Annotated in this window: 16 protein-coding genes; 2 read left to right on the top strand and 14 right to left on the bottom strand. The window is 56.6% G+C overall.

What is annotated here, in order from left to right; genetic code table 11:
- Window positions 1-31: 31 nt before the first annotated feature.
- The 7 genes from RGB73_RS24600 to RGB73_RS24630 all read right to left on the bottom strand — a co-directional run bounded on the left by RGB73_RS24600 (window position 32) and on the right by RGB73_RS24630 (window position 10634).
- Complete coding sequence (locus RGB73_RS24600) at window positions 32-727, bottom strand: response regulator transcription factor (RefSeq protein WP_310774530.1); 696 nt, start codon at window positions 725-727, stop codon at window positions 32-34.
- Window positions 712-2190 carry a sensor histidine kinase gene (locus RGB73_RS24605; RefSeq protein WP_310765449.1) on the bottom strand — a complete coding sequence of 493 codons (1479 nt, stop codon included), beginning with the start codon at window positions 2188-2190 and terminating at the stop codon, window positions 712-714. The genes RGB73_RS24600 and RGB73_RS24605 overlap by 16 nt, the downstream gene beginning before the upstream one ends.
- A gap of 111 nt (window positions 2191-2301) precedes the next feature.
- Window positions 2302-3177 (bottom strand): hypothetical protein, encoded by an 876-nt coding sequence (locus tag RGB73_RS24610; RefSeq protein ID WP_310765450.1) that lies wholly within the window; start codon window positions 3175-3177, stop codon window positions 2302-2304.
- A gap of 597 nt (window positions 3178-3774) precedes the next feature.
- Entirely contained in the window at window positions 3775-5805 is a 2031-nt protein-coding gene (locus RGB73_RS24615; protein WP_310765452.1) for a peptidoglycan D,D-transpeptidase FtsI family protein, read from the bottom strand.
- A gap of 298 nt (window positions 5806-6103) precedes the next feature.
- Window positions 6104-8152 (bottom strand): penicillin-binding transpeptidase domain-containing protein, encoded by a 2049-nt coding sequence (locus RGB73_RS24620; RefSeq protein ID WP_310765454.1) that lies wholly within the window; start codon window positions 8150-8152, stop codon window positions 6104-6106.
- Window positions 8153-8983: 831 nt separating this feature from the next.
- The gene (locus RGB73_RS24625) at window positions 8984-9685 is read right to left on the bottom strand and encodes an FHA domain-containing protein (protein ID WP_310765456.1); all 702 of its coding nucleotides are present in this window, start codon (window positions 9683-9685) and stop codon (window positions 8984-8986) included.
- 175 nt (window positions 9686-9860) lie between these two features.
- The gene (locus tag RGB73_RS24630; protein WP_310765458.1) at window positions 9861-10634 is read right to left on the bottom strand and encodes a hypothetical protein; all 774 of its coding nucleotides are present in this window, start codon (window positions 10632-10634) and stop codon (window positions 9861-9863) included.
- A gap of 130 nt (window positions 10635-10764) precedes the next feature.
- On the opposite strand from RGB73_RS24630, the gene RGB73_RS24635 reads away from it, so the two are divergent.
- Window positions 10765-12024: a stalk domain-containing protein gene (locus RGB73_RS24635; RefSeq protein ID WP_310765460.1), complete on the top strand. Its 1260-nt coding sequence runs from the start codon at window positions 10765-10767 to the stop codon at window positions 12022-12024.
- Window positions 12025-12209: 185 nt separating this feature from the next.
- Here the strand turns inward: RGB73_RS24635 and RGB73_RS24640 are convergent, their stop codons facing one another.
- From RGB73_RS24640 to RGB73_RS24655, 4 genes are all read right to left on the bottom strand, one after another.
- Window positions 12210-12542, bottom strand: coding sequence for a cupin domain-containing protein (locus RGB73_RS24640; RefSeq protein WP_310765462.1), 333 nt, complete (start codon window positions 12540-12542; stop codon window positions 12210-12212).
- Between the two features lie 125 nt (window positions 12543-12667).
- A complete protein-coding gene (locus RGB73_RS24645) occupies window positions 12668-13555 on the bottom strand; it encodes an alpha/beta fold hydrolase (RefSeq protein ID WP_310765464.1) in 888 nt (295 codons plus the stop codon).
- A gap of 18 nt (window positions 13556-13573) precedes the next feature.
- Window positions 13574-14533, bottom strand: coding sequence for an ABC transporter ATP-binding protein (locus RGB73_RS24650; RefSeq protein ID WP_310765466.1), 960 nt, complete (start codon window positions 14531-14533; stop codon window positions 13574-13576).
- Window positions 14530-15534, bottom strand: coding sequence for an ABC transporter ATP-binding protein (locus tag RGB73_RS24655; RefSeq protein WP_310765468.1), 1005 nt, complete (start codon window positions 15532-15534; stop codon window positions 14530-14532). The genes RGB73_RS24650 and RGB73_RS24655 overlap by 4 nt, the downstream gene beginning before the upstream one ends.
- A gap of 93 nt (window positions 15535-15627) precedes the next feature.
- On the opposite strand from RGB73_RS24655, the gene RGB73_RS24660 reads away from it, so the two are divergent.
- A complete protein-coding gene (locus RGB73_RS24660; RefSeq protein ID WP_310765470.1) occupies window positions 15628-16539 on the top strand; it encodes a LysR family transcriptional regulator in 912 nt (303 codons plus the stop codon).
- Here RGB73_RS24660 and RGB73_RS24665 read toward each other — a convergent pair.
- Genes RGB73_RS24665 through RGB73_RS24675 form a run of 3 tightly spaced genes read right to left on the bottom strand, consistent with a single transcriptional unit; the run spans window position 16536 to window position 20058 of the window.
- Complete coding sequence (locus RGB73_RS24665) at window positions 16536-17444, bottom strand: ABC transporter permease (protein ID WP_310765472.1); 909 nt, start codon at window positions 17442-17444, stop codon at window positions 16536-16538. The genes RGB73_RS24660 and RGB73_RS24665 overlap by 4 nt on opposite strands.
- A gap of 2 nt (window positions 17445-17446) precedes the next feature.
- On the bottom strand, window positions 17447-18385 hold the full coding sequence (nikB, locus tag RGB73_RS24670; RefSeq protein ID WP_310765474.1) for a nickel ABC transporter permease: 939 nt from the start codon (window positions 18383-18385) through the stop codon (window positions 17447-17449).
- Window positions 18382-20058: an ABC transporter substrate-binding protein gene (locus RGB73_RS24675; RefSeq protein WP_310765476.1), complete on the bottom strand. Its 1677-nt coding sequence runs from the start codon at window positions 20056-20058 to the stop codon at window positions 18382-18384. The genes nikB and RGB73_RS24675 overlap by 4 nt, the downstream gene beginning before the upstream one ends.
- Between the last annotated feature and the right edge of the window lie 136 nt (window positions 20059-20194).

Below are 20194 nucleotides of genomic sequence, written 5' to 3' on the forward strand. Positions count from 1 at the left end.
GATTGCCAGAGAACGGGGGTAAGACCAAAGCTCACAGCATAAAGCGATAGCCCACTCCCCAAACCGTCTCAATGTATTGCGGGTTGGATGGATCGGCCTCGATTTTTTCCCGCAGCTTGCTGATGTGGACGGTCACCGTCGCGTTGTCCCCATACGCGTCCAGCCCCCAGATTTTTTCAAACAGCTCATCCTTGCTGAATACCCAGCCCGGATGAGCGACCAAAAACAGCAGCAGATCGTATTCCTTGCCCGTCAATGCGGTCTCTTTTCCGTTCACGTACACTTTGCGAGCCGGCTTGTCGATTCGGATTCCCCGGATGTGGAGCTCGTCTGTCGGCCGCTTTCGACTTTCGTCCGCGAGCAGCCGATCGTAGCGGGCCAGATGCGCCTTTACGCGCGCGACCAGCTCGCCCAGGCTGAACGGCTTGCTGATGTGGTCGTCCGCCCCGAGCCCCAAGCCGCGTATTTTATCGACGTCCTCCTTTTTGGCGGAGACCAGCAGAATGGGAATGTTTTTGGCTTCCCGCACCTGCTTGCAAATGGCGAAGCCGTCGATTCCCGGCAGCATCAGATCGAGCAGGATCAGGTCGAACTCTTCATGCAGCGCCTTCTGCAGCCCGGCATCCCCTGTTTCGGCTACCTCCACGGCATAGCCGCTCGCTTCCAGATAATCTTTTTCCACTTCGGCGATGACCTGATCGTCTTCAATGATTAGAATGCGTCTGATGTCCGTTCCCTCCCTTGCGTCTGATGCCGCGGCAGCGTAAAGGCAATGCAGGTGCCCTCGCCGAGACGGCTGTCTGCCCACACTGATCCTCCGTGGGCGTCTACGATTTGCTTTACAATGGCAAGGCCGAGTCCGCTGCCGCCCGTATCCGTATTTCGCGACGGATCGCCCCGATAAAACCGGTCGAATATGTGCGGGAGAGCCGCCGGGTCGATGCCCGCTCCGTTGTCCTCGATGCTGACCGTCACTTGCTCAGGGCCTTGTGACAGCGCGATCCGAATGCGCTTTTCTTCCTTCTCCAGGTATTTCAGGCTGTTGTCGAAGATGTTTTGCATGACCCTCCCGAGCTTTTCCCGATCCGCGAGCACCGGAAGCGGCTGGCTTTCGTCAAGAATGCAAGAGATGTGAACGTCCTCCCATCGCGGATCGAGCTGCAGCTCCTCTGTAAACGCGACGATAAACGACGTCATATCCAATCGCTCCCAGTGGAACGGGAACTTTTTTTGATCCAGCCTGGAGTGCAGAAACAGCTCGTCGATCAAGCGATTCATTTGCTCCGCTTTGTTTGCCACCATTTTCAAATACTTTTCCCGTTTGGACTGTGTATCGGCAATGCCTGCCTGCATCGCTTGCACACACGCCTGAATCCCCGTTATCGGCGTCTTTAGATCATGGGAAATGCTGGCGATCAGCTCTTTCCGGTTCTCTTCGTACTGGAGCTGGAGACGTACGGAATCGTGCAGCCGTCCCCTCATTTCCTCGAATGCTTCTCCCAGCTTCCCCAGCTCGTCTTTGCGGTTCAGGGACACTGAGCGCTCGAGATTGCCTTCCTTGATCTCCTCCGCCACTTGTTTCAGCTGGTGGAGCGGTCTGATAATGCTGCGCGAGACGAAGTAAGTCAATACGCCGTTGGTCAGGCCGATGATGACGAGAAGCGAAAGAACCAGCGTGAGCACGAAAGCCCTGCCGCTGGCAAACAGCTCTCGCGGATCCGAAAGAAAGTAGAGCGTCCCCCGGCTCTGGTCTCCGAAGGCAAAGTCAAAAGAATCCACCATAAAGCTGCCGTTTGCAGGTCGGTAGGCCATTTCGGCTGGAGGCTGCGGTCCGTGCACGAGCTTTTCCAGCTCCGCTTTTGTCACAGAGGGAGAGGCGAATGCCACCTCCCCGTTTTTTACCAGAACCATCTCGGCCTTCGCAGCTCCCAGCTCACCGTCTACGCTCGCGAGCATGCCTGGATCCAGCAGCCGGTCCGGCTCGTGGCGGGCCATGAATTTCACTCCCGCCACCAATTCGGTGCGCTGGTTAAATACATGCCAGAAAGGAGGTTTGCCGGATTCGTTGCCGCCTCTCGCCATGTCTCCGAAAAAGACAGTTGCCCAGGTCGAGGCTGCCAGGCCGAACAGGACGACCGGCACGATAATCATGGCGATATAGGAAAGCAAGAGTCTTGTCTTGATGGACATCGGCATCCTCCCCGTCTTCTCACCCAAAGGCGCTTCCACATTTTCCCGATCCAACACGGTACAAGCATTATACTACACGCAAACCAAGGGATCCTATGAAATGCGGCGAGCTTATTTTTCGGCAGGATGGCGCCAGCCGCTGACGCGCTCCACCTGTTTTCCAGCCGGGTCGAAGTGCACTGGCTGCGTTTGCGAAAAGTCGCTAAGGCTGACGTCCACCTTCACGACAAGCTCATGCTTTCGGCCCCTCTCGTCTGTACCCGCCACATGAATTTCAGCGGATTGCCCGGCGATCCGATTATCCCGGTCGATCTTCGCTTGAAGGGTGACTTGCTCCACCTCAATTTCCTGCTTCAGTTTGGGCAGCTGCAGCGGTACGTTGTGAATGTCGGACTCGCCAGGCTGCTTCTCCTCCGCGACTTTGGCAAAGAACTTCTCCGCGATCTTGTTCGCGAAAAAAGGCAGTTCTTCCTCGGTTAGCTGCAGATCGACTTCCTTGCTGCCATCCGGCAAGCTCTCTACCGTCGAGAGATCCCGGAAATGTCCGAGCATCATATCGTGTACGTGCTCCACGATGACAGGCGGTGCTGCCGGAGCATCTTCACGTTTCTTTTGCCAGCCGCCGGTCTCGATCAGCTGATACACATCGCTGTCTCCCTTTTTCACGATGACGCTGCCATCCTCTCGATACGCCTCGAAGCTGCGGCTCTTCCCGCCGACCAAATCCTCCAGCGTTCCCGCTGCGCTCATCTCCTGCCGGTCGCGGTCGATTTTGGCCTCGCCGGACAAAGTCGCCAGCCGCTTCCCGTTGTCCGTCACTTCTACCTGCACATGCGCTGTCATGCTAGTCTCCGCCTTCGTATGCTTCATCGCTTCCTGATAGATGTCCAGACCGGAATTGCCCGCGCTGGCCGGAATACCGACTCCCCACAGCAAAACTGCTCCCAATCCTACGCTCGCTCCCGCTACCCACCATTTTTTCTTCACTGCATGTCACCACCGTTTTTTGATTGTGGGCGTCTTGTTTCCCTTCGCCCTGTCTTCAAGGATAGCCATGGGGTCTTAACCGCCTCTAAACCGATTCTAAAAAAAGGCTAAAGTTTTGCGGGGCTCCTTTCTCGTACAGAAAAGAGCCCCTGTCACCTTCAGGATTATTGACAATTTGCAAAGGTAGGGTTAGTTTAAATGTGGATATGAATTAAAAAATGGATAATAAGGTAATTTTTTACTTGCCGGAGGAAACTAGTGAAATGAAAAGGAACCGCGTGTTTGACGGTTACTTTCTTGGCTATCTGCACACTTCTTGTAAAAAGACTTGGTCCTTTCTGCTACTGCTTTGCCTTTCAGTCATAATGAACGCCTGCCAAGCTCCCCCCACTTCTAAACAAAAAACCGAGACAATCGATCAAGAAACGAAATTACTTTCGGACTTCTACTATCGTGAATTAGCGGATTTGGTGCAGAAGAGTCGTTACACCAATAAAACCTGCTGACCATTCGAATATCAACAATCCGTTTAACATAGCAAAAAAAGCCACCTTTGCCACTTCTAACGAAATGGCAAGGGCGACTCAAGACTGAAGCTCATCCGCGCAGGCCCACATATTTGTCGTACACTTCGTAGACATACCGAGTAATGACAGCCGCAGAGCGTCCGCCATATCCGCCTTCCGGGACGATGACTGCGACGGCCAGCTTCGGGTGGTCGCTCGGGGCGAAGGAGATGCTGACGCCGTTGGTGACCCTTGCGTGCTTTCTCCACTGCGTCTTTTTCTTCCCTGTCTTCTCGTCGGTGATGGTGACCGGGACGTAAATGTCTTGCTCCGACGTACCGGTCTTGGCGGCGACGGAATACGGCAGCCCTTCAAAGGCCCGAACCGCCGTCCCTCCCGGCTGCGTCACCATGACCATCCCCTTCGTCAAAATGTCCCAATACGCATCAGGGTGCGGGAACGTGCTCAAGACATGCGGGGTGAACGGACGAACGACCTTTCCATCCGGCCCAGTTATTTTTTCGACCAGCTGGGGCTGCAAGCGGACTCCCTTGTTGGCAAGCGTCGCCGCATATTGCGCCAGCTGCATGCTGGTCGCGCGAATCTGCTGGCCGAAAGAGGCTTGGACCATGGCAGCCAGCGGGCCGTAGTTTTCGTTCATCACCAGATAGTCCTCTTTTCCGCTGCTTTCGTTCGGCAGGTCCACGCCGGTCTGAATTCCCAGGCCAAACATATGATAGTAGCTTTGCAGGATCGAGGCGGATTGTTTTCCCTTTTTCTTCGACAGCTCCTCTCCGATCCGTGCCATGTATGTATTGGAGGACTTCTGGATGGCTTTCTCCGGCGTCAGGACCCCATAGACGTGGCCATTGTCGTTTCTGACCCGGTCCGTCCCCCTCCCGTACTGATACGAGCCGGGATCTTGCCAGTGATCTTGCGGGGTGATGAGCCCTTCCTGCAAGCCGAGCAGAACTGTAATCGGCTTGACGACGGAGCCGGAGGGCAAGATGGAGCGCGGGTGCTTGTCGTTTTCCCGCAGGGCTGCCTCACCCGTCAGCGGCCGGGCGTCATACGGCGCCTCCCGGATGGTGCCGTTGGTGACGGCGTATTGAATCTGGTCGTACATGCGCTGGTCCGGGCCTTCGATCCAGACGTTCGGGTCGTATTCCGGATAGCTGACCATCGCTACGACTTTTCCGGTCTTGACCTCGATGGCAACCACGTACGCTCCCTTGGCATACTTCGCTTCGGGGATCGTGGCTCGCAATTGGGGCAGAAAGAGGGAGACCTCATCCCGGATCCCCAATTGGACGCGTTCGTCGATCGTAAGGGTCACATCGTTCCCGCGAACGGGCGGGACCTTCTCCAGCTGCTTCACCACGGTCTGGTCGGCGGCCACTTCGTACAGTCGATATCCGTTGACTCCCCTCAGCTGCGATTCGTAGGACAGCTCGATGCCATCCAGCCCGACGAACTGGGTCGGCAGGTACTGCTCCTTTTCCTTCCGATAGGAACCGATATCCAGATTTTCTGCGATGTGGTACGGACGGACGTAACCGACGGCCTGCACGGCGATTTGCTTCGGATCGTACTGCCGGATCGGCTTGGTGACGACCTCGATCCCTTTCAGCTCTCCACGATGTTCCCCCAGCACCGCGATCTCTTTTTCGGTCAAGTCGCTTTTCAGTTCCCTTTCCACGTATTTCGGCGTCTGTCTGGCCGTTCGGACGACGGCCCCTTTCTCGTAGGCATAGCCGACATCCATCTTCTTTAAAAGCGTCGCGCGATCGACGCCAGTCAATATTTTCTCCAGCTTGCCGACCAGGCTGACATAGTCCTCTTTCCCCATCCCGTCCTGCTCGCGAAAGACGACCAGAAAGGAAGGCCTGCTCTCCGCAATGATGTGCCCGTTGCGGTCGTAGATGTTGCCCCGCATCGCGGGAATCGGGTCTTTTTTGTAAGAACGGGTCATCAGCTCGCTGGCATACTCGGCACCTTGCTGAATTTGCAGCTGCGCGAGTCGCAAAATAATCCCGGCAAACAGGATGAACACCAGGAAGTAAACAATTTGCAGACGGGTGATGCGGTCTTTTCTCTCCGGATTTACGGGTGATTCCTTCACGTTCTTTCTCCTCCACTGCTAAGGACAGGCTGTACTCTTACCTTTTCACACATTTTGGAAAACTATCCAGATCCGGTATGCAGCGCCAATCAGCCGCCCCAGGAGAGAGCTTCGCCAGAGCGTTTTCCAGCATTACCCAAGCATCTTTCGCATTAGGCTAAGACGCTGCAGGCAGCACGATCGTTACGCGCCCCCAAATTCATCCGGAACCTTTTTTGTTGTGCTCCCCCACCTTCCCCAACTGACGGAGAATCAAAAGCTGCCGCATCCTCGGGGGAGCAGCAGCCTCTTCCTTTCTTTATGGCAGTGCGTACGAAAAAAGCCGTTTGATCTTGGCGTCGAGCACATGGCTGCCGCCTCGCCCGCGAACGTCCTCCACCATCATGACGAGCAGCAGCTTCGGGTCGTCCACATTGAATGCAGCATACCAGCCGTTCTCTTTTCCGGCCTCCCCTTTTTTCTGCTTGAGCTCTGCGGTCCCCGTCTTGCCGGCGATCCGGTGCCCCGGGACACGCGCACCCCGTCCCGTCCCCTTGGGATCCTCCATGACTTGCAGCAAATCGCGCTGAATGGCTTGCGCGCTTGCTTTTGACATGACCCCGGGCTTCCAGTACGTTTCGTGCCGCTCTCCCAGAAGGAGCGACGGATATACGATGTTCCCCTCGTTAACAAATGCGCTGTAGACCAGAGCCAGATGCAGGGGAGTCATCGTCACCTCTCCTTGGCCGTAGCCGGAGTCGGCCAATTGAATGTCGTTTCGCATGCCTGCTTGGGTGAGCTTCGACGAGGCGAGCGGAAACGGAATCGGTATGGGCTCCTCGAAGCCGAACGCTTTCGCCTGCTGCAAAAACCGTTCCTCCCCGATAGCGAGCGCAGCCTGGGCGAAGTAGATGTTGTCCGAATAAACCAGCGCTCGTTGCATGTTCACCGGCACTCGAGGGTCGCTGACGCGGGTGACTTCATAGTTTCCCCAAGACGAATCTTTTTGCCAGTGCAAGCCCGTGATGTTCTTTTCCTCTTCCGGGGTGATGGCCCCCGTATCCAAGCCGATCGCGGCTGTGATCGGCTTGAAGGTGGAGCCGGGCGCGAAGCCGCTGGCGAAGCGATTGAGCAAAGGCTTTTTGGGATCTTCGTTTAGCCGCTTCCACTCCTCGGATGACATGCCGAGAACAAAATCGTTGGGATCGTAGGCCGGGGTGCTGAGCAACGCCACGATTTCGCCCGACTTCGGATCGATCGCCGCCGCAGCGCCGGCCTCCTGCTTTATTTCCTGGTACATGCGCTGCTGGAGCTCCGCGTCAATGGTGAGCTTGATCGTCTCTCCGTTTTTCGGCAGCGCTTCGGCTACGATTTTCTTTTCCACTCCGTTTGCATCGACGATGGAAATGCGTCCCCCGGCCGTCCCTCGCAAGCGATCCTCGTAGTGCTGCTCGAGCCCCGCTTTTCCGATCCGGTCGGAGGCGCGATAGCCTTGCGCTTCTTTCTTTTCCAGCTCTTCGCGGCTGATCGCACCCGTGTAGCCGATCAGGTGCGCCAACGCTTCCTTGTACGGGTAGTACCTCACCTGCTTCTTTTGCAGGACCATTCCTGGGGTCCCTGTCAAAGAGAAAAGCCGTTTATCGTCCTCGGCAAGTGTCGCGACTCGGACGAACGTGCTGTTGGCCGCCGTTCCTGCATCCGAACGGGCCGAGAGCTCCTGCTGGGGGATGCCCAGAAGCTCGCTGACCCGCTTTTTCTCTGCCGTTGGCTGCTTGCTCCACTCATCCGGTTTGAGCCCGACCTCCACGACTGTCCGGCTCGTTGCCAGTCGCCGCCCGGCCCGGTCAAGGATCTCCCCGCGTTTCGGAGCAAGTGTCGAAGCCCGGACCTTGTCCCCCTCCTGCATGTCCGGAAGCAGAAAGCTCGGATTCCAGACGACGTACCAGCCTTCTTTTCCTTCCTGCTTTTCTTTGACCAGAGTGGTCTTGCCCGTAAACGCGATCGGATCGACAAACGTATCCATGCTGAGCCGGTAGTGCAGCAGGACGGTTCCATCTTCGCCCGGCTCCACAGGTCCGTTTATCAACGGCTGGACCGTCATGTTTTGTGCTTCAATTCCTTCATATATATTTTGATAGCGAGAAATGAACTGCTCCTTCGTCACTTGCTGTTTCGTCTTTGCGGACAATTGCTCGTACATCTCCGCGAACTGTCTGTTTTGCCAGTGGGACGTAAAAGCTTTAAAAGCCGACTGTGCCAGCTCGCCATCCCTCTTGGGGCTGTCTTGCCAAAGATTCCAATACACAAGGCCAAAACCGGCGAGCACCGCCGCAAAGACTGTCCAAAACCAAATCCAGGTCTTTTTCACGCGGATCTTCTCCCTTCCATCCACCACGATAATATAGCGGGTCTGGAAATTATATGGAGGGAAGCTGATAGGAAAGTAACAAGCTGATCAGAAGCGGATGATAATATTTTAAAAATTCTGATGTTAATTCGGCGGCAGACTCCCACAGAGGCGGGAACTCTCGCCAGTTATTTCGGGATGTTGGATGCCATAAAGCGCCCCTCTCCTTTTTCCGTCCCCAAAGCAACCGTTGGATCAAGAAGGCTTTTCAAAGACGGCGAAGCGTCGCCCCCAACTGCCTTTCCCAACCAAAAGCTCGCCCCGGAAAAAGGAGAAAAAAGCGAAGGCCTTTGGGGCGCTACCCAAGCGCAATGGAAAAAGAGGAACACGCCTGAGCGTCCAACCTTGAGAGACTCCCCCGAAACCGCTGCTTTTGGACGCCGCTCCTCTTTTGGAATGGAGCTGGACAGTTCACGCTTCCCCGCTGCGCCCCAAGAGCCACAGCGTTTTCTCCTTTTTCCGCCCCCGAGGCAACCGTTGGATCAAGAAGGCTTTTCAAAGACGGCGAAGCGTCGCCCCCACGCCTTTCCCAACCAAAAGCTCGCCCCGGAAAAAGGAGAAAAAAGCGAAGGCCTTTGGGGCGCTACCCAAGCGCAATGGAAAAAGAGGAACACTCCTGAGCGTCCAACCTTGAGAGACTCCCCCGAAACCGCTGCTTTTGGACGCCGCTCCTCTTTTGGAATGGAGCTGGACAGTTCACGCTTCCCCGCTGCGACCCAAGAGCCACAGCGTTTTCTCCTTTTTCCGCCCCCAAAGCAACCGTTGGATGAAGAAAGGCACGAAAAAAAGAGGCTACTGCCAGCCTCCCTCTTCCGTTTCCCACATATAGCCATACCGCGGTATCGTCGTCACTTTCTCTCCATAACGCCCCAGCCGCTTGCGGAGCCTGTACACGAGCGCGTTGATCTCAGCCCGCCCGACATCGGGGACCGACTTGTCCGTGCCGGCCAGGCGTTCCGGCCAGATCAGCACCATGATTTCCTCGTAGCTCACCGCCTGATTCGCACGCCCGTACAACAGCATCAAGAGATCCATGTCTTTTCCGGTCAAATGAAGCCGTTTGCCGTCCAGCCGGATTTCCCTGCGTTCCAGATTGATCGCGAGCCCTGGCAGCTCGGACGGTGCCGTATTGAGGGGAATCACATATTCACGCGTGGCGTCCAGCTCGTTTCCTTCCGCAAAAAAGACCAGCTCGACCGCCCCTTTTGCCAGACAGATCCGGTCGCCGTCATGCAGCAGCTGCGGCGTATCGTGGACGGGGACACCATTGACCTCCGTGCCGTGCTTGCTCTGAAGGTCTGCGATCGCATATTGGCCGCCCATCTTTTGCAAGACGGCATGCTTGCGGGATACGTACAAGCTGGAGAACGCGATATCGGGCTGGAACTGCGTACCCCTTCGCCCGATGGTATACGTCTCCTTCGTCAAAAACTTCCGTTTGTGCAGTTGATCGGGATCGCCCTTTTTCACCAATAGATAAATACTGTCATCCAACGTGTATCACCTCAAACCAGATCGGGGCTGCCAGCTTCTCATTTACGCAGAATTGAACCATTCGATTGATACTTTCTCATGAAGAGAGACCGCATCTCGAAAATTACACACGCGCTCCCCAAATTTTCATAGCGTCCACACTATTACCATCCTATACGTGAAAAATGGCTCAAAGTCAATAGCTTTGCATTCTAGCAACTCTCCCAGACTCGCTCACCACGTAACCGTCTACCGGAGAAAAGTAATACGCGCTCCCGTCACAATCAAACTCGTAGAATTGCCCGTAGACACCGGCAAATCCCTCCAAATTCTTGGTTCCGACGTATCTGACCGATTTTGCCGGCGGCTCGACTTCCGGACTGTTTTTCATGTACACAGTCGCTTCGGAAATCGTGAGGCCAAACCCGCCCTCCGGCATCTCCTCTCTGCGCTTCTCATCCAGCAGCCAGCCTCCGCCGCGCTTGACCAGCGTGCTGATCTCGTAATAGCCGCTGTTCAGGTCATTGGCGAACCACATCGTTTTCACGACGATGCGGCTCTCTGTCCGCTCCTGAATCGCGGTGCGTGCCAGCAAAGCGCCTGGATCGTAGTGAAACAGGTACAGACGGGTAGGGTCAACGCCACCTTTGTAGTATTGCTCGAGCTGCTCCTCGTCGATAAAGCGGTCGGTCATGAACAGCCGCACCTCTTCCCGCACCGATTCAAAAGGCAGTTCCTGACTTTTTGCTCCTGCCAATCGCTGATACGACTGATTGGAGATTTCCAGCAGACGGTCCGCGGCCCACTGCGGGCTTCCTTCCGGCGAAGCGGACGCGGCCACGGCTGGCGTGCCTATGGCTTCCCCTACTTCGGACGACGACGCTGTATCGGGTGCCGCAGGCTGCTGCGAACAGCCCGCGATCCCCAGTGCAAAGAAAACGCCAAGAAACCTTGCAAAAGACTTCATCAAAACTCTCACACTCCCCTGAAAATTGCAAATGGATCATTTCGTTGTCAGAAATGCTTCTTGCCACCCCGTACAGAAAACTGATATAAACTGATATGTAAAACCTACTCTCGTAAAAGCGAGGAATCCTATCATGATCGTGACGCGACTCTGGAAGTTGTTTCTCTCATTGTCCATATGCATCTGCTCACTCGTCATCGGGACTTTTCCGGCATCCGCTGCCACTGCCGCCTCCTCTGGCATCACGGTGCTAATGGACGGCTATCCATTAGCCTTTCCGACGCCGCCGGTGATCGAGAAGGGCACGACATTGGTGCCATTCCGCGCCATCTCCGAAGCAATGGGTGTCGACGTTCAGTGGGACGGACCGACGCAGACGATTACGGCGATTCAGACAAATGAACAAGATCAAAAAACGGTGAAAATGACGCTGGGCAATCCGCAAATTTTCGTCAATGGACAGACGGTTGGGCTCGCCGTCGCTCCGTATGAACGAAACGGCAGCACCCTCATTCCGCTGCGCTTTTTTAGCGAACAGTTCGGCGCAAAGGTGAGCTGGGACGAATCGACCAAGACTGTCTCCATTGTCTCACCCGCACGAGATATGTACAGCCTTGCCTTTTACGCGATCTCGTCTTTTGCGCAAAAAGACTTGATTTCCCGCTTTGACTCTGTCGCATTTGGCTGGAGCCGCATCGACAAAGACGGCAGCCTGACCCTCTCCGGCAGCGACTTTTACTGGCCGCAGCCAGCGGGCTCCACGACGCCGGAGACGATCATCGGCGAAGCGAAGGCGGCCGGTACGACACCTTATCTGATGGTCTTTGCGGCAGACGGGAGCGGCGAGCTCACCACCCTCCTGACCGACAGAAGCTTGCGGGAAAAGGCAATCGCGGGTATTGTCAAAATCGTGCAGGAAAAAGGACTGGAAGGCGTCGTCCTCGATTTCGAAGGTCTGGGAATGAACGGTCAGGCCACCGAAATCAAGCAAGACTACAACGAGTTCGTGCAGCTGCTCTCGGGGCAAATCAAACCGCTTGGCGCCAAGCTGACACTGGTGCTCCACCCGCTGAACGGGGCTTACCAAGGCTATGATTACGCCTCTCTGGGGAAGCTGGCGGATGATCTCGTGATCATGGCGTACGCGTACGAAAACGAGAAGGGTCCTGAGCCCATGGACAAGGTCGATCAGGCGATTCGACTGGCTTTGGCTAAAGTGCCAAAGGAAAAGCTGATTCTGGGCATCTCCATGGGAAGCGAAAACGATCAGTCCGTGAACCAAAAAATCGGTCTGGCGAAACGCTACGGCCTCAAAGGGTTTGCGCTGTGGCGGCTCGGCTTGATCAGTCAGGCGGCAATGAGCCGTGTGCAGGAAGCCGTCTCGATGAAGTAAAGAATCAGGTGAGGAAGTGTTAAGCTCCCGCAGATCGTCGGATCGCGGGAGCTTTTCCATGCGGAAAGGAAAAAGCGTGGTCTCCAGGCCGTCCGGAGAAGTTTCGCCACCGCTGTTTTCCTACGTCAAAAAGCTGTCAGGCATCCGGTCCTTTGGTCGGCCAGACACTGACAGCTTCGTTCATTTTACGAACAGTGTTGAAGTTTTGCTTGCTGTACGCCAGGCTCGATCGCGAGGACGTGACATTCTCCGTTCGGAACATAGAGCTTGTACGCCACTCCTTTGGGAACGACGATGAGCTCCCCTGCCTCTACCCATATGTTACGCTCATGATACATCATGAGCAGTCTGCCTTTTACTACAATCAGGAGTTCATCTTTGTCATCGTGCTGCTGCCAGGCGAATTCCCCTTGCAGCTTTTCCAGCTTGATTGCGGACCCGTTCAGTTCACCGACAATCTTGGGCCCCCACGCTTCCTGAAACATTGAAAAATGATGAGCGATGTTTACTTTTTCCATGATGATCTTCTCCCCTTTTGTACCTTGATGATACGAAAACGAGGGGGGAAGATAAATAGAACACGTCTCACAGTTTGTCTCACAATACCCTCATAAGATGCAGAATAGTGAAACAAATACGCGGATCACCCGCAGATTCTCCTTCGGACGAAATCCAGCACTACAGACACGTACAGCTCGTGTTCGTCCTTGATGACGCTGTGGCTGCTGTTTTCAAAAATGACGAGCTCGCTTTCTGGGATCAGACTGGCGATTTGCTCGGAATCTTCCACCGGAGTGATCCAGTCGTGGCGAGCTCCCATGACCAGCGTCGGCGCCGAGATGGCGGGCAACTGCTCCCGCAAGTCGAACGTCTTCAGGAAACCGCCGAACCCCGCGTTCAGCGCCTGATAGGAGCGATTGGATCGCGCTCGTGCATCCCTCGCCTGTTGCCGCTCTTCCTCGCTCGGTTCCGGATTGTGAGTGAACGAGTAAAGCGGGGCCATCCGTTCGTAGAAGAGCTGGAGCTGCTCCTGGGAGGAGAACGCCCCGTCCCACAGCACCTGGGCGATCTCTTTCATTTCCGGCGTCCCTCTCTCCTCGACGATTTTTTTCGCCTTGTCCAAGAACTCGTAGCTGGGCGAGGTCGTGAGCAGCAAAAGGCCCGCCACGTGCTCCGGATAGCGCAGGGCGTACGCTTGGGCGACCATGCCGCCGTACGAATGGCCGTGCAGGACAATCCGGTCCAGCCCCAGGTGCTTTCGCAGCGCCTCGATGTCTTCCAGGTTGTTTTCCAGTGTGTACGTCTCCATCGGGCCTTGCGCAGATCGTCCGCTTCCCCGATTGTCGATGTAGACGAGCTGCATCTCGTCCGCCAGCGGCGTCAATCCTGGCTTGTAGCCCGTGTGATCGCCGCCCGGCCCGCCGTGCAGGACAAAGCAGGTCGGCTTTTGCCGCAGCGTCGGTCCGTCCGGTACCCATCCCATCCCTTCCACGTCAAAGAAAATGCGAGTCCCGTTTACGTGTGCGTACATGTGCAGTCTCTCCCCTTTTTAGGAATATAGATGACACTTGACCATCTGCCCGTTCACCATCGTTTCCGCAGGCACCTTTGTCCGGCAAATGTCCATGCAGCTCTGGCAGCGCGGGTGAAACCGGCACCCTTTCGGCGGATTCGCCGGGGAGGGCAGATCTCCTTGCAAAATGATCCGCTCCTTCTTTTCGTCCGGGTCGGTGACCGGGATGGCGGAGATCAGTGCCCTCGTATACGGATGCAACGGATTTCGAAACAGCTCCTCCTTGGAAGCCAGCTCCACGATTTCTCCCAGGTACATGACCGCCACCCGGTCTGAAATGTGCTCGACCACTCCCAGGTCGTGGGAGATGAAGATGTACGTCATCCCGAATCGCTCCTGGAGATCTTGCAGAAGGTTCAGGATCTGCGACTGGATCGACACATCCAGCGCAGAGACCGGCTCGTCCGCGACTATCAGGGCGGGACGGAGCATGAGCGCCCGGGCGATTCCAATGCGCTGCCGTTGACCGCCTGAAAATTGATGGGGATAGCGGTCGAGCTGGGAAGGATGGAGTCCGACGACGCGAATGGTCTCTTCGATCAGCGAGCTCCACTTCTCTTTGGCTACCTTCTGGGCAATAAGCGGCTCTTCCAGGATGCGGCGAATCGTCAGCTTGGGATTCAATGTCGCAAACGGGTCCTGAAACACCATTTGCAGCTGGCTCCGCATGGCCCGCATCTCTTTTCCCGTCAGCTTGGTCAAGTCCTTTCCCCGGTACCGGATTTCTCCCGCCGTCGGCTCCAGCAGCCGCAGCAGGCAGCGCCCTGTCGTCGACTTGCCGCAGCCCGACTCGCCGACAATGCTCAAGGTCTCGCCCTCGTATACGGTGAGAGTGATTCCGCTTACCGCCTGGATGGACGATGCAGGCCGAAACCAGCCGCGCTTGGAGGCAAAGTGCTTTTTCAGTCCCTTCACTTCAAGGATCGGCTTTTTCACGATGATTCCCTCCCCACTGCCGCAGCCTCTGCCTCGTGCAGCCAGCATCGGCATGCAGAGCCGTCCGTCATCTTCATCAGCTCAGGATTTTGCTGCTGGCAGATCGGCATCGCCTCCGGGCATCTCGGAGCGAAGCGGCAGCCTGCGGGCCACTCCCCTGGAGAAGGTACGTTTCCCGCAATGGCGTACAGACGTTTTTCGCCGCGGGCGTTATGCGGCACCGACCGGATCAGGCCCATTGTATAGGGATGCTTCGGGCTGCGCAGCAGCGTGCGGACATCCGCTGCTTCGATCACTTGACCGGCGTACATCACCAGCACGCGGTCGCACATCTCCGCGACCACTCCCAAGTCATGCGTAATCAGCATTACCGACATCCCCGTCTCTTGCCGCATGTCGCGCATGAGACCAAGCATTTGTGCCTGGATGGTCACGTCCAGGGCCGTCGTGGGCTCGTCGGCAATCAGCAGCTGCGGCTGGCAAGCCATGGCCATTGCAATCATCACGCGCTGCCGCATCCCGCCGGAGAGGCGATGCGGATACTCCCCGTAGATCTCGCCGGCCCTGGGGATCCCTACCTGGGCGATCAGCTCGATGGCGCGACGCTTGCGCTCCTCCTGCCCGAGAGAGGTATGGAGCTTCAACACCTCCCCGATTTGTCTGCCGATCGTCAGCACGGGATTGAGCGAGGTCATCGGCTCCTGGAAAATCATCGCGAGCCGATTGCCGCGAATTGACCTCATCTCCCTTTCCTCCAGCTGAAGCGTGTCCCTTCCCTCGAACAGGACACTGCCCGCCACCACTTTGCCGTTTTTCCCCAACAGCCGCATGATCGACAGGGACGTCACGCTCTTGCCGCAGCCCGACTCTCCGACGATGCCGAGCGTCTCTCCTTTTTGCACGGTGAAATCGACCTGGTCCACGACCGTCACCGCTTTTTTGCGGCCGGTAAATTGGGTGGTCAACCCTTTTACTTCCAGCACAGGCGGTTGGCGATTCATTCGGTACCTCCGATCCGCAAGCGAACTTGCCGTTTTGTGTTATACTTCTGCTCATATTCAAAGAGAGTAAATATTCTGAAAGGGGATTCCACCATGAACATGGACAATATTGAGGCATTCCTGTATGCGTTTCAGCTCGGCAGCTTCAACAAAGCCGCAGAAGCCCTCTATTTGACCCAGCCTTCCATTACGGCCAGGATCCAGACGCTGGAGAGGGAACTGGAAGGCCCGTTGTTTCACCGGGACGGCGGCAAGCAGATCGTCCTGACCGAACGCGGCAAGCAATTTCTTCCCTATGCCCAAAAAATCCTCCACGCCTATCAGGAAATATCCTCTACGCTACGCGAGCAGCCGCATACGGAAAACAGCCTGACAATCGGCTGCACGCTCTTGATGTCGACCCATATCCTCCCGGAAATACTGCCGATCTACCGCAAAAAGTATCCGGGGGTGGGCATTCGAATCCTCGTCGGCTCTTCCGCTTACGTCATGGACAAGGTCTTGAAGAAGGAAGCCGATTTCGGCCTGGTGCGAACGGTGTCCCATCCTTTGATCGAATCGTATCACTTGCATACGGACACGCTGCGTCTGGTCGTGCCGCCCCAGCATCCGTTTCGGGCGCTGCCGTCCCACAAGCTGAACTGGGAGCAAGTGGGCAGGGAACCGCACATCGTCCTCGCCCACGGCACCATCGAGTGGCTGATGGTCCAGCGCCACTACCACCGAAATCAGATCAACCCGCACATCATGATGGAGGTCGACAATTTCGAGGCAGCGAAAAAGATGGTTATGCGCGGAGTCGGCATCAGCTTCCTGCCCGAGCTCTGCATGGCCGAAGAGCTGGCGAACGGCCTGCTTCACGAAATCAGGCCGCAGCCCGCAGCCCAGCTCACCCGCAAAATCGAAATCATCCATTTGCGGGACGCCAATCGGGAGCTGGTCGAGTTTTTCATCCATGCCGTCAAATCATTGGACCGGAAAACGCTATTGAGCAAATCCGTCTAGCTCGCTTTCGGGTCAAAGATGTCCCGCAGCGCGTCACCCAAAATGTTGACGGCAAATACGACAATCGTGATCGAGAGTCCGGGAAAGGTAGCCAGCCACCAGGCGTCGTGAATGTATTCCTTCCCTTCGCTCAGCATCGTCCCCCACTCGGGCGTAGGCGGCTGCGCCCCCAGTCCGATAAAGCTCAGCGCAGCCGTGTCGAGGATCGCGATTCCGATCTGCAAGGTCGTGTACACCAGCAGCGGGCTCATGATGTTGGGCATGATTTGGACGAGCAGGATCCGCGCATGCGAGGTGCCGACCGCCCGGCTGGCCTCGACGTATCCGGAAGCCTTGACAGTCAAAGTGGCGCCTCGCGTCAGCCTGGCGTACTTGGGAATGCCCGCAATCCCCACGGCAATCATCGCATTGGTCAAGCTCGGGCCGAGAATGGCCACAATCGCCATCGCCATGATGATATTGGGAATGGCGAGCAGCATATCCATGATTCTCATCAGGACCAGGTCGACGGCTCCGCCGACGAAGCCGCTCGTCACCCCGATGAACGTGCCGGTAAAAAAGGTAATGGACACCGCCATGACGGCCACCAGCAGCGTCACCCTGGCTCCGTGCAGCAGCCGCGACAAGACATCGCGTCCGATCGAATCGGTCCCCAAGGCGTGATCGGCCGATGGCTCCGACAATAGCGCCTCGTAAAACGGCTGAGTCGGATCGTGGGGGGCCAGCCATGGACCGGCGATTCCTACCGCGATGACGACCAGCAGCACTCCCAGGCTGTACCGCGCCTTCGGACTGCGCCAGAGTTTTTCCAGAAAGCTGTCCTCCCGCATCCATGTCGTCTTGCCTGCCCCTTTTTGCGAAGGAGCCTCAGGCGGCGCGGGAAGAACCGGACTTGCCTGATTCATGCTTACGTCCCCTCCCTCGGCTGTCCGACTTCGATTCGCGGATCGATCACGCTGTACAGGACGTCGACCAGCATGTTGATCAAGACAAACATGACTCCGATGAACAGGATGATCCCCTGGACGAGCGGGAAATCGCGGGACGCGATCGCGCTGATCGCGAGCGATCCGAGCCCCGGCCAATCAAACACCCGCTCGATGATGACCGTGCCTCCCAGCAAGGAAGCGATCTGCAGCCCTACGATCGTCACCACGGGGATCATCGCGTTGCGAAACGCATGGATGAACAACACGGCGCCTTCGCCCAGCCCTTTTGCCCTGGCCGTGCGAATGTAGTCAAAGGAAAGAACTTCGACCATCCCGGCTCTCGTCAACCGGCTGATGACGGTGGACGCCAGCACGCCGAGCGTAACGGCGGGAAGCACGAGATCCCGCAGCCCGGTGCCGCCCGCGATGGGAAACCACCCGAGCTTCACCGTGAAGAGCATGATAAGCAGAATCCCCAGCCAAAAGCTCGGAACTGAGACGCCGAGCGTGGCGATGCTCATCGCCGAAAAATCCAGCAGCGTATCTTTGAATTTGGCGGCCAAAATCCCCATCGTAATGCCGATCAAAATGGCGAGCAGCATTCCGCTGGCCGCGAGCTTCACCGTAGCGGGAAAGCGCTCCATGATTTCCGTCAGGACAGGGCGTCCGGTTTTGAAGGACGTCCCCAAATCCCCTTGCAATACGCTCGACATGTAGTGTACGTACTGCGCCGCAAGCGGCCGATTCAGTCCGAGCTGTTCCCGCAGGGCATGGACTTGCTCCGCCGTCGCATTTTCCCCCAGCATGATGCGAATCGGATCGCCCGGTATCAAATGGATCAGCGCAAAGGAGAAGAGCGAAATCCCCAGAAGAACGATCAGCCCGGAACCGAAGCGTTGGAGGATAAACGATCTCATGGCTGGTTCACCCAGCTATCCTGGTACATCAACCCTCGCAGCGGATGGATCCGGACTCCTTCCACCGGCTTGCGCACGACGTTGAACTGCTTCTCGGTGTAGAGTGGCACCCACCACGCCTGCTCTACGACGTACTTTTGAATCTCCGTGTACACTTCCTTGCGTGCCGCGCTGTCCACGGTGGTCCGTCCTTTGACGAGCAGGGCGTCCAGCTTTTCGTCGTGGACGGCGCTGAAGTTCAGCCCATTGGCGATCTGGCTCGAATGGAGGAACAGGTAGAGGACATCCGGGTCGTTCAGCGTGTATCCCATCAGTGTCATGTCAAAGTTTCCTTTGGTCGCGGTGTCTACCAACGCGCCCCACTCCAGCGTCACGATCTTCACCTCGACCCCGACGTCCTTGAGCATCGCTTGAATCAGCTGCGCCGCCTGGGCCCACGTCCCGGTTTGCGCCAAAATTTCCAGCGTCAGCGGTTTGCCGTCCTTCTCGAAGATTCCCTGCGCATTCTTTTGGTAACCGGCCTTTTCCAGCAGCGATTTCGCTTCGTCCACCTGATAGCTATATCCGTACTCCTTGACGTTTTCATCGTAGCCGAACAGCGACGGGGGCAAGGGACCGTAAGCGACGACGCCCTCGCCCTGGATGACCGCCTTCATGATCGCCTCCTTGTTGATCGCCTTGTTCAAGGCTTGCCTGACTTCCAGCTGTTGAAACACGGGTTTTCGCGTATTCATCATGATGAACAGGCCGAGTCCGTTGCGGAGCATTTCCTTTACCTCGTATTTGGGATTGTCCTTGTACTTCTTCACGTCCTTGGCGTCGATTTTCGAAGCGATATCGATGGAGCCGCTCTCCAGCGCCGCGAGCATCGTCTGGTTTTCGCTGATGAATTTGTACACCAGCTTGTCCGGATAGACAGCACCCTGGTTTTTGGCGATCGGGTCGGCCCAGTTGAAGTCCTCGTTTCGCACGAAGGAGATGGACTGCCCATTTTCCCAGCTGTCGAACTTCCACGGTCCGACGCCTACCGGTTGACGACCGTACTTGTCTCCCGCCTTTTGGATGGCTGCCATGGACAGTGGCTGCAGCCAGCCCGGGTCGCTCAAGTACTGGAGCAGCGGTGCGAACGGCTCCTTGAGGGTAAGGACGAGCGTCTTGTCATCAGGCGCTTCGACAAAGGCCACTTCGGACAAGTTGCTGCCCGCCACCTTGGCTGCCGTCGCCGGATCGAGCGCGCGACGGTATGTGTCGGCAAACGATTTGGCCGTCAGGGGAGTCCCGTCGTGAAACTTCACCCCGGAACGAATGGCAAACGTCCACGTCTTTCCATCCTCGGAAACTTTCCAGCTCTCCGCCAGATACGGCTTGAATTCGAGTGTTTCGGGGTCCTGGGTGACCAGACCTCCTCCGAGGTTGCCGGCGATCTGATTTGCGACCGCCATCCCGGTTTTTTGAATGTCCAACTGGTCCGGCTCGTCCTTGATTCCGATGGTGATGGTTCCGCCTTTTTTCGGCGCAGCACTGGAAGCTGCCGGCGTCTCTGCGGAAGGTGCCGTGGAAGCCGGTGTGGATGACGTCGTCGTGCTTCCGCCGCACCCTGCCAGCAGCGAAACGGACAGGGACAGCATCGCTGTCGTCGCCACCCATTTTTTTACAGATACGCTTTTGCGCATTTCATCGCCCCCTGAAGAGTGAACAAGATATATCAATACCGTACCATTTTTTCTGAAAATATAGATTATTGGACATTTCTATAGGGTATAGAGGGACGCTCGCACGCAAAAAAGCGGCCGACTCTACCAGCCGGCC

The organism is Brevibacillus brevis, assembly GCF_031583145.1.
Classification (GTDB): Bacteria; Bacillota; Bacilli; order Brevibacillales; family Brevibacillaceae; genus Brevibacillus; species Brevibacillus brevis_E.

What these genes read in the sequence shown, in the direction of transcription:
- RGB73_RS24645 (WP_310765464.1), bottom strand. Translation starts at nt 13,555, where the DNA reads ATGTACGCACACGTAAACGGGACTCGCATTTTCTTTGACGTGGAAGGG.
- nikB (WP_310765474.1), bottom strand. Translation starts at nt 18,385, where the DNA reads ATGAGATCGTTTATCCTCCAACGCTTCGGTTCCGGGCTGATCGTTCTT.
- RGB73_RS24640 (WP_310765462.1), bottom strand. Translation starts at nt 12,542, where the DNA reads ATGGAAAAAGTAAACATCGCTCATCATTTTTCAATGTTTCAGGAAGCG.
- RGB73_RS24660 (WP_310765470.1), top strand. Translation starts at nt 15,628, where the DNA reads ATGAACATGGACAATATTGAGGCATTCCTGTATGCGTTTCAGCTCGGC.
- RGB73_RS24605 (WP_310765449.1), bottom strand. Translation starts at nt 2,190, where the DNA reads ATGTCCATCAAGACAAGACTCTTGCTTTCCTATATCGCCATGATTATC.
- RGB73_RS24665 (WP_310765472.1), bottom strand. Translation starts at nt 17,444, where the DNA reads ATGAATCAGGCAAGTCCGGTTCTTCCCGCGCCGCCTGAGGCTCCTTCG.
- RGB73_RS24635 (WP_310765460.1), top strand. Translation starts at nt 10,765, where the DNA reads ATGATCGTGACGCGACTCTGGAAGTTGTTTCTCTCATTGTCCATATGC.
- RGB73_RS24655 (WP_310765468.1), bottom strand. Translation starts at nt 15,534, where the DNA reads ATGAATCGCCAACCGCCTGTGCTGGAAGTAAAAGGGTTGACCACCCAA.
- RGB73_RS24675 (WP_310765476.1), bottom strand. Translation starts at nt 20,058, where the DNA reads ATGCGCAAAAGCGTATCTGTAAAAAAATGGGTGGCGACGACAGCGATG.